The organism is Pedobacter miscanthi, assembly GCF_032678605.1.
GTDB classification, from domain to species: domain Bacteria; phylum Bacteroidota; class Bacteroidia; order Sphingobacteriales; family Sphingobacteriaceae; genus Pedobacter; species Pedobacter miscanthi_A.
This window is the reverse complement of record NZ_JAVTSU010000026.1, coordinates 1-16936: the sequence shown is the minus strand read 5'-3', so window position 1 is coordinate 16936 and position 16936 is coordinate 1. Positions and strand designations below refer to the sequence as shown.

Genomic DNA, 16936 nt, shown 5'->3' with positions numbered 1-16936 from the left:
TGACTTTTTGCATCTTGTTTTCAGGTTAAAACCTGAGTGAGGTGCTTAAAAAGCAAAAAACTCCAACGGATTCATCCATTGGAGTTTTTGATTCCTGAAAAGGAAAATATTATTTGTTCAATTGTACTAGTGTTTGAGTGCCCTGGTTTTCTAAAGCCTTATCAACATTTGGCAAACGCATTTTTGCGATGTTGTTCTCCACGTTTAAAGATGGATTTCCTGTTTTTGCAAGTGCGGCAATATCTCTTGTGGTGCTTGATAACATTTTAAGCGATAACAAAAATAAACGGTCATAATATTCAGTAGTTGCACGCTCACTGTAATTATATTGCACGTTATCCAATAATACCAGTTTTTCAGTAATCTGCTCTAAAACATCTTCTGAAAGCTCTAGGCCCTGAATTTTAATCACGCGGTTGTTTTTTACAAGATATTCCAGTCCGTTAAAAGTAAGGATGGTTAAATTAATTCTGTTGATGATGTATTCAGACTGAGGAAGATTGCCATTCTTATGATTCTTATTTTGGGTAATTAATCTTTCGATCATGTCATTCCCGTTTATTCTGTCGATGTTTTCGAACGCAGTCGCTTGTTTATTTTGATTTTGCTGAGCCATCACCTGAATTGATGATGAAGAAATTAGGGCGGTTAAAAGAAATACAAGAGTTGTTGATTTGGCAATTTTCATGCTGCAAAGATAAAACAAGAAAATCTATTTACGAACTTTTTGTATGTTTAATATTACATTTAAAGAGCATTTTTGAAATATTTGTGATGATAAAAATCAACATTTTGGTTTAATCCTGTATTTTTAATTAGTATAAATGATTGAACATATTTTTTTTTACAGGGTTGATTTAATTAATCCCCATAATTAGAGTGGCCAGCATGATGTTAATTATTTAGCTTTTAACATTTGCTTAACATCAATTTTATATGTGTGACATACTTTTGCGATGTAAAATATTTGGTTAGTATTATACAGGTTAGTTGATAAAAAATGCCGCAATGGATATTGCGGCATTTTTATTGATCTCGTATTTTGCTTTGGCAAATAAAAAAGAGCATTTGTACTTCGAAAAGCTCTTAATAGTAGATTTCCAATAGGGCGGTCGTCATTCCAGCGCAGGCGGGAACCTTAATACAACCTGCAAACCCTTGCCAGGCATTACGATCCCCAATCAAGTTGGGGATGACGAAACTCGGAATGCAGCTATCAATAGCAGATTTCCAATAGGGCGGTCGTCATTCCGCGCAGGCGGGAACCTTAATACAACCTGCAAACCCTTGCCAGGCATTACGATCCCCAATCAAGTTGGGGATGACGAAACTCCGAATGCAGCTATCAATGGCAGATTTCCAATAGGGCGGTCGTCATTCCGCGCAGGCGGGAACCTTAATGCAACCTGCAAACCCTTGCCAGGCATTACGATCCCCAATCAAGTTGGGGATGACGAAACTCCGAATGCCGCTATCAATAGCAGATTTCCAATAGGGCGGTCGTCATTCCAGCGCAGGCGGGAACCCTAATGCAACCTGCAAACCCTTGCCAGGCATTACGATCCCCAATCAAGTTGGGGATGACGAAACTCCGAATGCCTCTATCAATAGCAGATTTCCAATAGGGCCGTCGTCATACCCGCACAGGCGGGAACCTTAATGCAACAACCTTATTTCTTAAACATTTATCAGTGCTGTACATTGCATTTAACAGTATTGCAAAACCGGTTAATAAAAAATAGTTAGCCATAAACTTGTTAATAAATGAATAATCATTTAGTTTTGTCGGGATTTAAATTTGATCATGCGCACAAGGGATATCAATAAAGAACAACTCGTAAAGCAAAAGGCCATCGAAACCATTGTAAAATATGGCTTGGAAGGTTTTACCATCAATAAACTGGCAAAAGCCTGCGGTATATCGGTGGGTACACCTTATGTGTATTATAAGGACAAAGACGATTTGATTGTTAAAATTGTAATGGAAGAGGGAGCTAGGATGGAGGAAGCCATGTTACTCGATTTTGATCCTGATGCATCATTGGAAGATGGATTGCGGATCCAGTGGCGAAACCGTTTTAATTACATGATCGAAAACCCAATGCTTGGACAGTTTTTCGACCAGATTAACAGTTCTACCTACCAGGATCAGTTTTTGAAGATGTTTAATGGCGAAGAGGGGAATTTAATGAGCCTGTTTAAAAAAGACATCACCACTTTTATTCAAAATGTGGTTAAAAGGGGCGAAATGGACGAAATGCCATTTGAGGTATATTGGTCGGTGGCCTATTCGCCGTTATATTCCCTGCTTCGTTTTCACCATAGGGGGAAAAGCATCGGCGGTAAACCTTTTCAAATTACCGATGAAATATTGTGGGCCGCGTTCGATCGCGTTATAAAGGGTTTAAAAAACTAAAGCCTTTTTTTTAAAGTATATTATTAAATAATTATTCATTTATTAATGGAAAATTTTGATCACATCTTATTGTTTAAAACCAATATTGAAGCTGCCAATAAGGAGCAGTTGAACGGTATTTTTATCAAAGAGGGGATAACAGAATGGAATATCGATCTTGATGATGAAGATCATGTGCTGCGCATCATATCTTACTCTTTAAAACACACTTACATTATACAATTGATTAAAAGTTGCGGCTTCGAATGCTGCAAACTCACATAAAAGATAAATAAAATGAAAAATAAACAGGATATTATTCCATTTACACCATACCAGAAAATTGTGGTTTTTATACTGGCCATGACCCAGTTTACGGTAATACTCGATTTTATGATTATGTCGCCATTGGGCGATATGTTAATGAAATCGCTCGATCTTAAACCTGCGGCCTTTGGTGTAGCGGTATCGGCGTACGCCTTTAGTGCCGGTATTTCCGGTTTACTTACTGCAGGTTTCGCCGATAAGTTCGACCGCAAAAAGCTTTTGGTGTTTTTTTACTCGGGTTTTATTATCGGTACGGTTTTGTGCGGATTGGCCACCACTTACCCCATGCTTTTGGCCGCAAGGATTATTACCGGACTTTTTGGAGGGGTAATTGGTTCGATTTCGCTGGCCATTATAGCCGATCTTTTTGCATTGGAACAACGGGGTAGGGTGATGGGGTTTGTGCAAATGGGTTTTGGTGCCAGCCAGGTGTTGGGGATACCCATTGGTATTTACGTAGCAAATGCATGGGGCTGGGAATCGCCTTTTTTGTTAACTGCCGGATTAGGACTCATTATTGCCGTTGTGATTTTGTTTCAGTTAAAGCCCGTTAACCAGCATCTTCTGGTACAGCGCGATAAATCAGCATTAAAACATTTATGGCACACCGTTGCCAAACGCAATTATCGCATTGGCTTTGCAGCAACAGCAGTTTTATCGGTTGGTGGCTTTATGATGATGCCTTTTGGCAGTGCATTTGCCGTAAACAACCTGGGTTTAACCAATGCACAGTTACCGATATTATTTATGACTTCTGGTATCTGCTCATTGGTGATTATGCCAATTATTGGCAGGCTGAGTGATAAAGTAAGCAAGTTCAAATTATTTACCATCGCAACCATATGGTTAATGTTTGTTTGTATCCTGTACACCAATTTATCAACCACACCATTTTACCTTGTACTTATATTTAACGTGCTCATGATGATGGGCATGTTGAGCCGGATGGTACCATCGAGCGCACTAACCAGTGCCGTGCCGGATATGGCAGATCGGGGTGCTTTTATGAGCATTAATGCCTCTCTGCAGCAAATTGCCGGAGGTATTGCTGCTACAGCTGCAGGAATGATCGTGGTGCAGAAAACGAAATTTAGCCCTTTGGAGCATTATAACACTGTAGGTTTTGTGGTAGTCGCCATATCAGCACTGAGTATATTTTTGCTGTTCAGGGTAAGCCAGATTATAGCCAGGAAAAATGCCGGTAAAACGGTAACACCGGCAGCCGTTGAAGACACGGTATTGGTAGAAGGGATTTAAAATTTGGTTATTATATGCAGACATAATTGCAATAAATTGCTAATTAAAACGTCTTAGTATCGCTGAAAGAGCTAATTATGGATAAAATGATTAGATTTACAGTCCGCTTTAATATAGGTGGAAAATAATATTGATTTACGGATGGTCTATCATCCTATAAGAAAAAAAATTATGGACAAATTTAAAGAAGTACAAAATCTGATCGCTTCGGTTGAGGCAGATGTAACCAAGTTTTACGATGGCGGTAATGCTGCTGCAGGTACACGTGTACGTAAAGCAATGCAAGATCTTAAAGTTTTAGCTCAGGATATCAGAGCTGAAGTAACAGAGAAAAAAAATAGCGCGAAATAATTAAATTATTGCGTTTTGGGAAAATAGAAGCCTCGATTTTATATCGGGGCTTTTTTGTTCGTTATGGTTTTTATTGTTAAGCATTTGAAAGCATTATCCTGTTTTGGAAATGAAAGGTAAGCATTCCATAGTTTCTGTATTCCCGCTATACGCTTTATCCCATGCCGATGAAAAATCGGGATCTGATGTCCGCTACTGTCGGGTTTAAGAACATAGGGGTTTGTTACAAATAAATTAACGAATTAAAGATTTAAGTTAATTACACGAGCCCAGGTTAATAAACCCGATTGACGCGTAAAACAAAAGCTTTTTCAGCTTTTGTTGCAGCAAAAAGCGGGACTGAAAAGGCCAAATGTGTTGAACCCCTCATTTCCTAAATGATATAAAACAAAACCTCAGTGGTACCATTGTTTTTTATTTTGAGACAAAACGTTGAAAGGTTGATCGGTGTTTATACCTTTCATAACGGATTTCTTCTGTTTCTTTGTTTAACACACAAACTAACCAAATGAATACCGTTTTAATAACCAAACAACATTTTAAAATCCTCGATGGATTAAGGGGAATTGCCGCTATTGCCGTTGTTATTTTCCATTTTATGGAATTTGCAGTTCCCGATTATAAAGATAATTTTATTGCGCACAGTTATTTGGCTGTAGATTTTTTCTTCTGCCTTTCGGGTTTTGTAATTGCCTATGCTTACGATAGTAAGGTAGAAAGTATTGGCGTGCTGCGCTTTATCCAATCGCGCTTAATCCGCTTACACCCTTTAGTGTTTATTGGGGCACTGCTGGGGCTACTCACTTTTATTTTCGACCCTTTTAGCCATTTATACCAGGGTTATGGTTTGGCTAAAACGTTATTGATGTTTTTATCTGCCGGATTGTTAATTCCATATCCAATGGTACATGAGCGTTATTTTAATCTTTTTCACCTTAACCCGCCTACATGGTCGCTGTTTTGGGAATATGTTGCCAATATTTTCTACGTATTTGTATGCTATAGGGTTAAGAACAGGTTTTTATGGTTACTTGTTGTAATTGCTGCTCTAATGCTGGGTTATGAGGCTTACCATGTAGGGAATTTAGCTGTTGGGTGGGGTGGAGACAATTTTTTTGGAGGGGGAGCCAGGATTTTTTATTCTTTTTTGGTGGGAATGCTGGTTTACCGCTCAAACTGGGCCATCAAATCGCGTATCGGCTTCATATTAATGGGAATATTATTATTTGTTGTGTTTTTGATCCCTTTTAACGACCGGTTTAATTGGCTGATCGATTCGATAGCGGTGATTTTTTACTTTCCATTTTTGGTTGCTTTAGGAGCAGGTGCAACTCTAAAAGTAGGTTACGAGAAGATTTGCAGATTTTTTGGAGATATTTCTTATCCTTTGTACATGATCCATTATCCTTTTTTATGGATTTTTCTAAGTTATGTTGAAGTTAAAAAACCGGCAATGAACGAAATGGTATTCGTAATGATAATATCTTTATTTTTATTAATCGGACTGGCTTACTCCATCATGATTTTTATTGATCAGCCCATCCGCAAATATTTTAATGCCAGGATAAAGAAAATTACAATTTAACCGTCCAATGAAAGGTTTTATATCCCTTGTTTTATTAAGTCTTGGTGTTTCCTTAGCGCTACAGGCGCAGGATCTTGATAGCATCCGGTTTAAAGTTGCTGCCGCACCCGAATGGACCAATCTATTTAATAGAACCGATGGCTGGTTTGGTGGTGACGGGATTTATAGCATTCCATTAAACGGAAAAGAATCATCGCCGCCAAAAGCAAAAAAGACGCTGTTTATTTTTAGTGATAGCATGATAGGGAAGGTAACGGATGGCAAAATGCAGCCAGGAGCAAAAATGATCCACAATGCTGCTGCGGTTTTGGATGGGAATGAGGCTAATCCCGATAAAATCATTTTTAGCTGGCAAAGCGCTAATCAGGAGCCCGAATCTCTGTTTATGCCTAAAACGCCCTTAACCAATCCAAACGATTATTACTGGCTGGGCGATGGCTTTGTAAACCAGGAGCTTAACAAGGCCACATTCATTTTTGGTTACCGCATTAAAAGCACAGGCAGTGGTGCATTCGGATTTGCTGAAGTAGGTAATACTTTGATTAAAATTAAAGCCAGCGAAGCTTTACCCTACCAAAATTATGAACAAAAGGATACGCCTTTTTATCTCGACGAAAATGGCGAAACGGGTTCTTTTGGTGCTGGTATTTATGTAAATACGAAACAGGCCGGTGAGGGTAATCCCGATGGTTACATTTACGTGTATGGTATTTTTGGAAAAACGAAGCAACTCCTGGTGGCAAGGGTATTGCCTGCGGCATTCGAAAACTATAACAAGTGGAGCTACTGGGATGGAACAAACTGGCAGCCTGACATTAAAAAATCAGTTGCGGTAACGGATCAGGTTTCGAACGAACTCAGCCTTTCGCAATTATCAGATGGACGGTACGCCTTAATTTTTCAGCAAAGCGGTATTGGAAGGAATATCTGTATGCAGCTCGGTAAAACTCCTTTCGGTCCTTTTGGTAAAGTAATTAAATTATGGGATACAACTGAAGCGATTGAACTCAAATCCTTTTTTACCTATAACGCAAAGGCACATCCAAGTTTATCAAAAAGGGGGGAGTTGCTCATCAGTTATAATGTAAATTCTTTCGATTTTTTAAAGGATTTGCAAACCAATCCCAACCTATACAGACCAAGGTTTATTAAGGTAAAGTTTGAGTAGGCTTGTCATCCTGAGGGGTAATTTATGGCATGAAAATTAATATTAGTGATGTTGTCCATCCGCACAATCTTGCCTCGGTTACCGATGGAAAATCGGTACAGGTTCGCCGCCACCGAGGGGCTCTTACCTTTTTCTTGATAAAAAGGTAACCAAAAATCAAGGCTTGCATCCTTTCTTGTAAAAGCTACGGAAATCTTAATTGCGGCAGTCTTTAGGCTCTTAGCCTTACTTTGGGCCTGCGCTCCCGCTTGATCCTGCCTTGGGTTGTGGGGTAATGAGAGGAAAGTGCAAAGATTTCCGTGCTTTTTCCTGCGAAAATCTGCCAGGCCGGATAGCAGGGAGCAGAGGACTTTTCGCGTAATTTCTACGGCGATAATTCTTTGCTCATTTCGTCATCTCGACCGGAACACCGTGGAGTGGAGAGATCTGCCCCGAAACAGATTAGCTTCGCTGAGCCTGCATTGATTATTGGGAAAGCAATTTTTATAGAAAGGATCAACAGCATGAAATATTGCTCTACCGATAATCTTGTACCAGCTATTTTCCCATCCTGCAATTACGCGCGCTCTTCCGCAATCTATCAATGATAGGTGCAGAGGATCGTCAATGGAAATTTGCGGCACCGGATATTATAATATTGATGGCATTGGGCATATTATAAGATATAGTAGGTATTCTCTTTTATCCACTTCCCTTTTAGTGGAAAGTTGCCGATAGGCCGATAAGCTTAGTAAGTAGTTCTGAAGTCGCAGTAGGTAGTTCTGAAGTCTCATATAGGTTAGTGTCTCACCAACCGAGGCTTGATTCTCCATGTTCTTAATTGCTAAATGGGAATAAAACCGAATATCTATCTGAATGAGGATCGCATTAAAACTGAGGCCTTCGGTTCCATGCCCAATGCTCTTCGCCTGCCGCTTTTCGCTTTGCCCAATAATCACTACATTTGTTCCGAATGAAATACTTTGTGCTTTTATTTTCCCTTTATCTTATCCTTCTGGGCATTACGCCCTGTCAGGATAGGGAAGATATGTTTACAAATGCCCAGTTCGAAACGGTTGTTCACCGCGATGCCGCAAAAGGCGAACATGCCGGTGGCGAAATGTGTCCACCGTTTTGTAGTTGTGCTTGTTGTTCCGTAGCGCAACATTTCCCTTTAGAAAAAGCAACTACAGTTATCATCCCTGTTTTTCAGCAGGTATATCCTGGTTTTTACTGTTCCCCTTTAAAACAGCAGCCTGTTGATGTTTGGCAACCGCCAAAACTCGTTTAATCAAATTTTCTTACATGGCTTTGTTCCATGAATTTTAGTAATGCAATATGCATTAAGGATTTTTTACGCCCGTCTCGTAAGCTATCCTGCTATTTCTTAATTTTTTGATTATACCAAATGCTGAACAAAATAATACAGTTCTCCATCAGGCAGAAATTGCTGGTGGGGATTATGATGCTGGCGTTGATTGCCTGGGGCATATATTCCGTAAGGCAACTGCCAATTGATGCACTTCCAGATATTACCAATAACCAGGTACAGATTATCACCAATTCGCCGAGTAATGGTGCAGAAGATATCGAAAGGTTTGTAACCTATCCGGTAGAACAAACCATGGCTACCATTCCGGGTATCGAAGAAATCCGTTCTTTTAGCCGTTTCGGACTTTCGGTGGTTACCGTTGTTTTTAAAGAAAACGTAGAAATTTACTGGGCCCGCCAACAGGTTAGCGAACGCCTGGCCGAAGTAGAAAGGAATATCCCAAAGGGAATAGGAACGCCCGAAGTTGCGCCTTTAACTACTGGTTTGGGTGAAATTTACCAATATGTGATCCACCCTAAAAAAGGCTACGAAAAAAAATATGATGCCACCGAACTTCGCTCTATCCAGGATTGGATTGTGCGCCGGCAGCTTTTAGGGGTTGAGGGCATAGCCGATGTAAGCAGTTTTGGCGGATACCTTAAACAGTACGAAATTGCGCTCAATCCCGATAAATTAAGGAGTATGAATATTTCCATCAGCGATATATTTACTGCCCTCGAAAAGAATAACCAAAATACTGGTGGTGCTTACATAGATAAGAAGCCGAATGCCTATTTTATCCGTAGCGAGGGTTTGATTAACAGTATTGAAGATATCGAAAACATTGTGGTGCGCACCAATGCCAACAGCATTCCGGTACTGATTCGCAATGTGGCCGAAGTGCGGATCGGGGCAGCCACACGCTATGGCGCCATGACGAGAAACGATCAGGGGGAAGTGGTTGGAGCAGTGGTAATGATGCTTAAAGGCGCCAATTCATCAAAGGTAATTGCGAATGTAAAAGCACGGATGGAGCAGATTTCTAAAAACCTGCCTGAAGGTGTAGCTGTTGAACCTTTTATCGACCGGACAAAACTGGTAAACAGCGCGATAGGAACCGTAGCCAAAAACCTGGCCGAAGGTGCGCTCATTGTTATTTTTGTATTGGTATTGCTGCTGGGTAATTTTCGTGCCGGATTAATTGTGGCTTCGGTAATTCCACTGGCCATGCTGTTTGCCGTATGTTTAATGAACCTTTTTGGAGTAAGTGGAAACCTGATGAGCCTTGGCGCAATAGATTTCGGACTAATTGTAGATGGTGCTGTAATCATCGTAGAAGCATCGCTTCACCATCTTGGCCTCCGTAAAAACAGAAACCGTTTAAGTCAGCAGGAAATGGATGAAGAAATTTTCGAATCTGCCTCAAAAATCCGTAACAGTGCCGCTTTCGGTGAGATTATTATCCTGATTGTTTACCTGCCCATTCTTGCTTTGGTAGGGATTGAAGGTAAAATGTTCAGGCCAATGGCACAAACTGTTGCTTTTGCCATTCTCGGGGCCTTTATTCTATCGCTCACTTATGTGCCGATGATGAGCGCATTATTCCTCAATAAAACCATTAGTAGTAAAAGAAATATTTCCGACAGGATCATGGCTTTCTTTCAAAGGCTTTACACGCCGATGCTCAATTTTGCCATAAGGGCCAGGTTAATGGTTGTAGGCACTGCACTGGCATTATTTGCCATTTGTTTGGTTATTTTCAATTATCTCGGTGCCGAATTTATCCCCACTTTGGAAGAAGGCGATTTCGCTGTAGAAACAAGGGTACTCACCGGAAGCAGTTTATCGCAAACGATAGAAGCCTCCACGCGTGCGGCGAAAGTGCTAAAAGCCAACTTCCCCGAAGTAAAGGAAGTAATCGGAAAGATCGGTTCGAGTGAAATCCCTACCGACCCGATGCCGGTAGAGGCTTGCGACCTGATGATCATCCTGAAAGATAAGAGCGACTGGACAAGTGCCAAAACAAGGGATGAACTTGCCGGTAAAATGCAGAAAAAGCTGGAACAATATATCCCCGGCGTAACTTTTGGATTTCAGCAGCCCATAGAGATGCGTTTTAACGAACTGATGACGGGCGCCCGGCAGGATGTGGTAATTAAAATTTACGGCGAAGATTTTGCCAAACTAAGCAGTTATGCTTCAAAAATAGGAGCAATTGCCGGTAAAATTGAAGGTGCGCAGGATGTTTATGTAGAGCAGGCTTCGGGTTTGCCACAGGTGGTAATTAAATTCCACCGGGATAAAATTGCACAGTTCGGGCTCAATATAGAAGATGTAAATACAGCCATTCGTTCGGGTTTTGCCGGCGAAGTGGCAGGATTGGTATTTGAAGGCGAAAAACGTTTTGATATGGTTGTCCGCCTGGAAAAAGAGAACAGGCAATCGCTGGAGGATGTGGAAAATCTTTTCGTAACGGCTCCAAATGGTAACCAGATCCCTATAGAGCAGCTTGCGGATATCGAATATAAAGAAGGCCCCAACCAGATTCAGCGTGATGATGCCAAACGCAGGATCACTGTTGGTTTTAATGTTAGGGGTAGAGATGTAGAGAGCATTGTAAAAGAAATCCAACAGAAAATAGATAGCGAAGTGAAATTTGCACCCGGTTATTATCCAACTTTCGGCGGTACTTTTGAAAACCTGCAGGCGGCGAATAAAAGGCTGGCAATTGCCGTTCCTTTGGCTTTACTGCTCATTTTATTATTGCTTTACCTCACCTTTTCATCCATTAAACATGCGCTGTTAATTTTTACAGCGATTCCGTTGTCGGCCATTGGTGGTGTACTGGCGCTATGGGCGAGGGGTATGCCCTTCAGTATTTCTGCAGGTATCGGTTTTATTGCCCTCTTTGGTGTAGCCGTACTGAACGGGATTGTATTGATCAGTGAATTTAACAGGTTAAAAAAAGAAGGAATGACAGATATACTCGAAATTATAAAAACAGGCACATCGATCAGGCTCCGTCCGGTAATTATGACGGCACTTGTGGCCTCATTAGGCTTTTTACCGATGGCAATTTCGGGCGGAAGCGGTGCAGAAGTGCAACGCCCATTGGCAACCGTGGTAATTGGCGGCTTGCTATCGGCCACTTTGCTTACCCTTTTGGTACTGCCCATCCTTTACATCTGGGTAGAAAAAATGGGGAATAAAAAGATTAAAATTGCACCGGTTGCAGGTTTGTTGATCTTAACGTTTTCCTTATTGGGTTTACCATCTGTACAGGCACAAACAACGGGTTTGAGTTTACAGCAGTCCATAGCATCGGCCTTGCAGCACAATAAAGCCGTAAGCAGCGCCAGTTTGGGTGTTAATTTGCAGGAACAGTTAAAGAAAACGGCTTTCGAAATGCCCAAAACCGATGTTTCGATGATGTATGGCCAATATAACAGCCTGGTTAAAAACGACAAAAACTTTAGCCTTTCGCAAACCATTCCTTTTCCAACGCTTTTCTCCGCAAATACGGCTTTGGGCGATGAAAGGATCAAAGCGAGTCAGTTTCAGGTGGCCTCTACCAAAAATGAGTTGGTTTTTCAGGTGAAAACCGTTTACACCAATCTCCAGTATCTTTATTCAAAAGAGAAATTACTGCTGCAGCAAGACAGCATTTATAAAGGTTTTGTTAAATCTGCATCGCTGAAATATAAAACCGGTGAGGGTAATCTTTTAGAAAAAGTAGCCGCCGAAACCCAGTTAAAAGAGGTGCAAAGTCAATTGGAGCAGAACACGGCTGATATCGAGATTTATTACAGTCAGCTGTTTACCTTATTGGGCGGTAATGCTGCGAAAATTACAGAAAAGTACCTTAAGGAGAAAAGTATCGTTCCTGTATCAGATAGCACTTCGGTAAAGGAGAATCCACTATTGGCTTATTTCAGGCAGCAAATTGTAATTGCCGGTAAACAACGGAAGGTAGAGCTGGCAAAAGCGCTTCCCGATATTACTTTGGGTTATTTTAACCAATCGCTTACCGGTTTTCAGAACGTAAATGGCAGCGAGGTGTATTTTGGTCAGGATAAACGTTTCCAGGGTTTTCAGGTAGGCGTAGCCTTTCCATTGTTCTATAAATCGTATGCTGCAAAAGCTAAAGCGGCCGCCATCAGTAAAGATATTGCCACCAGCGATCTTGATCTGCAGGAGCGGAAGTTAAGCGGACAATACCAGCAGGTACTCCGCGAATACCTTAAAAATAAAGATCGTTATGCATATTTTCAAAGTTCCGCACTCACCAACGCTGCATTGATTTTAAAAAACAGCCGCATTGCCTATCAGAACGGGGAAATCGGTTATTCGGAATACCTGCTCAACCTGAAACAGGTAAACACCATTTACGAAAATCACCTGATGGCTTTATTACAGCTAAACCAGAGCATTAACCATATCGAATTCCTCACCGGTAATTCCAGTTCATTATAAAAAGAAGAAACATGAAATCCATATATCAATATTTAAGTTTATTAACTTTAGTGCTGTACCTCAGTGCCTGTGGAAGTCCTACAACAGAAAAACTACCCGAAAAAGATGCTGCTCACGAAGAAAGCGATATTGTTACACTAACGCCTGAACAGCATAAACTAGCTGAAATTACCCTTGGCAACATCGAATTAAAAGAATTAAGCGGTACAACCAAGGTAAACGGGATGCTCGATCTGCCACCACAGAGCTTAGTCTCTATTTCCACACCTTTAGAAGGGATTGTGAAAAGTACCTCCATGCTGCAAGGAATGAGGGTAAAAAAAGGCGCATTAGTAGCTGTAATGCAAAACCCTGAGTTTATCCAGATGCAACAGGATTACCTGGACTACAAAAGTCAGCTGCAGTTTTTGAAACAAGAATTAGATCGTCAGGAAGAGCTTGCTAAAGAAAATGTTAACTCCAAAAAAGCACTTCAAAAAGCGAGGAGTGAGTATCAGAGTGTAAGCGCGCGTTTATTGGGACAGCGATCTAAACTTTCGCTGATCAATATCGACTTTGCCGCTTTGGAAAAAGGGAAGATTTTAAAAACCTTTAACCTTTATGCGCCAATGGCCGGTTATGTTACCCAGGTAAATACCAACATTGGGGCCTTTGCCAGCACCACCAGCGAGCTTTTCAAAATTGCCGATACCGAACATTTACATGCCGAACTTACGGTATTTGAAAAAGATGTACCTAAACTTAAAATCGGGCAGAAAGTGCGCTTTACTTTAGCCAATGAAGAAAAGGAACGCATGGCAACAGTACATTTAATCGGTCGCGAAATTAGTAAAGAACGGACTGTACAGGTGCATTGCCATTTAGATAAAGAAGATACCCAACTGCTCCCGGGCATGTACCTGAAAGCTTATGTAGAAAGCGGGGCCAATAAGGTTGAAGCCCTGCCCGATGCCGCTATTGTGGAGTTTGAAGGCAAGAAATATGTGTTTATAGAACAATCTGCCTCTAAGTTAGCCTATCGTTACCGCATGATTGAAGTAAAAACAGCGGTTGCCGAAAATGGTTATACGCAGGTATCGTTTGCAGAAACTTTAAATAAACCCAAAGTGGTGGTAAAAGGCGCTTATGATCTGCTAAGTAAAGTAAAGAACGAGGAAGAAGAGGCGCATTAGTTTCCTGGGTAGGATGGTTAACTTGTTAACTGTTCGAGACACCGTCATCTCAACCAGAGCATGGCGGAGCGGAGAGATCTATCTCGAGATAGATTTAGCTTCGCTGTGCCTACAGGTTCTCGGCTTCGTTACGCCCCATGGCTATCGGCTCCGCTACCATTGCCGGATATAAAAACACTCGTCATTGCGAGGAAGGAAGTAATCTTACAACGATCGCTATAACCCATAGCTGTAAGATTGCTTCGTAGGCTGAAAAAGCCTTCTCGCAATGACGACTTTTGGCAGATTTATCAGCTCCGCTATCAATGACAGATTCTAAAGAATGGTCGTCATTCCCGCGCAGGCGGAAATCCTAATGCAAGCTGCAACCCCTACCAAGGCATTACGATTGCCAGTCAGGCTGGCAATGACGATCCTACGCACTGTCATTAAACCTCCAATGTATTTGAAAAATTCTAACCTCTACCATTATCGGACATAAAAATACTCGTCATTGCGAGGCACGATCGCTATAACCCATAGTTGTAAGATTGCTTCGTAGGCTGAAAAAGCCTTCTCGCAATGACGACTTTTCTTAGATTTCTCACTATGCTCAAAGCAATGGCATGTATATTGACTTTGATCTTGGATATTATTTCGACCGGAGCATGGTGGGGGTGGAGATACATACCTAAAGATAGATTTCTCGGCCTCGTTACACTTCGCTCGAGATGACGACTTTTTTATTGACTCCCAACTATTTTCCCTACATTTGCTTCTGTATTAACAATATAAGTCTTTGAGTCATGTAATTTCATTTATACATCAATGTTAAAATGACCTTTCCCGTCCGGGAAGGGAGTAATTACTGTTTATCTTTTATTTTACTGATTACAATATGGCTATTTCACAAAAATATGGTCGTACTTATCATTATCCATTTTCGCCGGGAACAACGAGCGACGACAGGATAAAGCACGATTATTGGGACAATATACAACAGATCCCGACACTTATACATACCGAAAAACTGGATGGAGAAAACAATTGTCTCTCCAAATATGGCGTTTTTGCACGTTCGCATGCCGCACCAACAACTTCGCCATGGACAGAAGACCTCAAGCGGTTCTGGCAGCTCATCAGAAACGATCTGGGCGATCTCGAATTTTTTTTAGAGAATCTTTATGCCATACATTCTATCAGGTACGAGGAGCTGGAGCATCATTATCACGTGTTCGGTATCCGCGAAAATGAGCGTTGGCTGAGCTGGGAGGAAACACAATTTTATGCAAATCTATTGGGTCTGCCTACCGTACCGGTTCTTAAAACAGAACCTACGCCGGTGGATCAAAAGCTATTTGAAAAAGAGATGTTAAACCTCGTAACAGGTTCGGGTACATTTGAACCCTATGATGTACACGACAAAAGCAAAACAACAATGGAAGGCATTGTGAGCCGTAATGCTAACGATTATGCTGCTGATGATTTTGCACAGAACGTATTTAAATACGTAAGAAAAGGGCATGTTAAAACAGATGAACACTGGACCAGAAACTGGAAACGTGCATCGCTATTAAATGAAGGAGGTAACCATGTGGACCTTTAATAAAAACAAACAATGGGGCGATCTCGAAGATCGTTTCGATTGGGTAAAAAGAATGAACGATGTTCCGCAGGATCCGCGCTACCATGCCGAAGGAAATGTGGCCATACATACGCAGATGGTTTTGGCTGCCTTAGAAAGTTTAGAGGCTTTTAAATATTTGCCGGAACAGGATCAGGAGGTTTTATGGGCATCGGCTTTACTGCATGATGTGGAAAAATACAGTACCACTGTTTTTGAAAATGATGGGAGCATTACCTCCAACGGACATGCGCGTAAGGGTGCACAATTTGCCAGGCAATTGTTTTATATGGGCGGATTTACACCTTTCGCCATCCGAGAGCAAATAGTAGCCCTGGTGAGGTACCATGGTTTGCCGATCTGGTTGTTCGAAAAACCTGATCCACTTAAAGCACTCATTAAAGCCAGCATGGATGTAAATACCAAATGGCTGGCGCTGTTGGCGCGCGCCGACATGTTAGGGCGGATCTGCAACGATCAGGAAGAGATGTTGTACCGGATTGATTGTTTCGAAGAGTTTTGTAAAGAGCATAAATGCTGGGGTAATAAACGGCAATTTCCCTCTGATGATGCCAAAATGCATTATCTGCAACACGAAGACGCCTATCTGGATTATATTCCCTTTGAGCAATCGGTTGCAGAAGTGGTATTAATGAGTGGACTTCCGGGAGCAGGGAAAGATACCTTTATCCGGCAGAATTATAAAGATTGGCCGGTAATCTCGCTTGATACCATACGTACTAAAAGAGGAATCTTGCCAACAGATAAAAAAGGCAACGGACAGGTAATACAGGAAGCAAAAGAACAGGCGAGGGTTTATTTACGTAAGCAGCAATCATTTGTTTGGAATGCAACCAATACCACCAGTCAGATGCGGTTGCAATTGATCGAATTATTTAATTCTTACAGGGCAAAAGTGCGTATCGAGTACATTGAAGTTCCTTATCAGCACTTGCACAGTCAAAATAAGAACCGCGATGCCATAGTTCCTGCTGCGGTTTTAGATAAACTGGTTTATAAACTTGAAGTGCCTGCTCTATGGGAAGCGCATTGGATAGCGTATCATGTAAAATGATTTCTGGTTCATTGGTACTTAGTACATTGGTTATTTGTAATTGCAAATTGCCAACTGTAAACTGGTTATGATTCAGTGTAATACGTCATCCTGATCGGATAGCTATCAGGGCCACTAACATTGCCGGACATAAAAACACTCGTCATTGCGAGGCACGAAGCAATCTTACAACGATCGCTAAGTAGTAAAACTATCTAATGCTTTTTGCCCACCCATTGTAGTAAGATTGCTTCGTACCT

The 16936-nt window shown here is 41.3% G+C and carries 12 protein-coding genes; 11 read left to right on the top strand and 1 reads right to left on the bottom strand.

Annotated features, from left to right (window positions below; genetic code table 11):
- Nucleotides 1-109 precede the first annotated feature (109 nt).
- Nucleotides 110-688: a hypothetical protein gene (locus tag R2R28_RS26275; RefSeq protein WP_316828629.1), complete on the bottom strand. Its 579-nt coding sequence runs from the start codon at nucleotides 686-688 to the stop codon at nucleotides 110-112.
- 1116 nt (nucleotides 689-1804) lie between these two features.
- On the opposite strand from R2R28_RS26275, the gene R2R28_RS26270 reads away from it, so the two are divergent.
- The 11 genes from R2R28_RS26270 (at nucleotide 1805) to R2R28_RS26220 (ending at nucleotide 16697) form a co-directional block, all read left to right on the top strand.
- Nucleotides 1805-2416, top strand: coding sequence for a TetR/AcrR family transcriptional regulator (locus tag R2R28_RS26270; RefSeq protein ID WP_316828628.1), 612 nt, complete (start codon nucleotides 1805-1807; stop codon nucleotides 2414-2416).
- Nucleotides 2417-2461: 45 nt separating this feature from the next.
- Nucleotides 2462-2680: a hypothetical protein gene (locus tag R2R28_RS26265; protein ID WP_316828627.1), complete on the top strand. Its 219-nt coding sequence runs from the start codon at nucleotides 2462-2464 to the stop codon at nucleotides 2678-2680.
- A gap of 12 nt (nucleotides 2681-2692) precedes the next feature.
- Nucleotides 2693-3979 (top strand): MFS transporter, encoded by a 1287-nt coding sequence (locus tag R2R28_RS26260; protein WP_316828626.1) that lies wholly within the window; start codon nucleotides 2693-2695, stop codon nucleotides 3977-3979.
- A 171-nt stretch (nucleotides 3980-4150) separates the two neighbouring features.
- Entirely contained in the window at nucleotides 4151-4330 is a 180-nt protein-coding gene (locus tag R2R28_RS26255; RefSeq protein ID WP_025142680.1) for a hypothetical protein, read from the top strand.
- 508 nt (nucleotides 4331-4838) lie between these two features.
- The gene (locus R2R28_RS26250; protein WP_316828625.1) at nucleotides 4839-5915 is read left to right on the top strand and encodes an acyltransferase; all 1077 of its coding nucleotides are present in this window, start codon (nucleotides 4839-4841) and stop codon (nucleotides 5913-5915) included.
- A 7-nt stretch (nucleotides 5916-5922) separates the two neighbouring features.
- Nucleotides 5923-7083, top strand: coding sequence for a DUF4185 domain-containing protein (locus R2R28_RS26245; protein ID WP_316828624.1), 1161 nt, complete (start codon nucleotides 5923-5925; stop codon nucleotides 7081-7083).
- Between the two features lie 952 nt (nucleotides 7084-8035).
- A complete protein-coding gene (locus R2R28_RS26240; protein ID WP_316828623.1) occupies nucleotides 8036-8353 on the top strand; it encodes a DUF6660 family protein in 318 nt (105 codons plus the stop codon).
- Between the two features lie 117 nt (nucleotides 8354-8470).
- On the top strand, nucleotides 8471-12847 hold the full coding sequence (locus R2R28_RS26235) for a CusA/CzcA family heavy metal efflux RND transporter (RefSeq protein WP_316828622.1): 4377 nt from the start codon (nucleotides 8471-8473) through the stop codon (nucleotides 12845-12847).
- Nucleotides 12848-12858: 11 nt separating this feature from the next.
- Nucleotides 12859-14019 carry an efflux RND transporter periplasmic adaptor subunit gene (locus R2R28_RS26230; RefSeq protein WP_316828621.1) on the top strand — a complete coding sequence of 387 codons (1161 nt, stop codon included), beginning with the start codon at nucleotides 12859-12861 and terminating at the stop codon, nucleotides 14017-14019.
- A gap of 877 nt (nucleotides 14020-14896) precedes the next feature.
- The gene (locus R2R28_RS26225; RefSeq protein WP_316828620.1) at nucleotides 14897-15604 is read left to right on the top strand and encodes an RNA ligase family protein; all 708 of its coding nucleotides are present in this window, start codon (nucleotides 14897-14899) and stop codon (nucleotides 15602-15604) included.
- On the top strand, nucleotides 15576-16697 hold the full coding sequence (locus R2R28_RS26220) for an AAA family ATPase (RefSeq protein WP_316828619.1): 1122 nt from the start codon (nucleotides 15576-15578) through the stop codon (nucleotides 16695-16697). Before R2R28_RS26225 ends, R2R28_RS26220 begins: the two co-directional genes overlap by 29 nt.
- The last annotated feature ends 239 nt before the right edge of the window (nucleotides 16698-16936 follow it).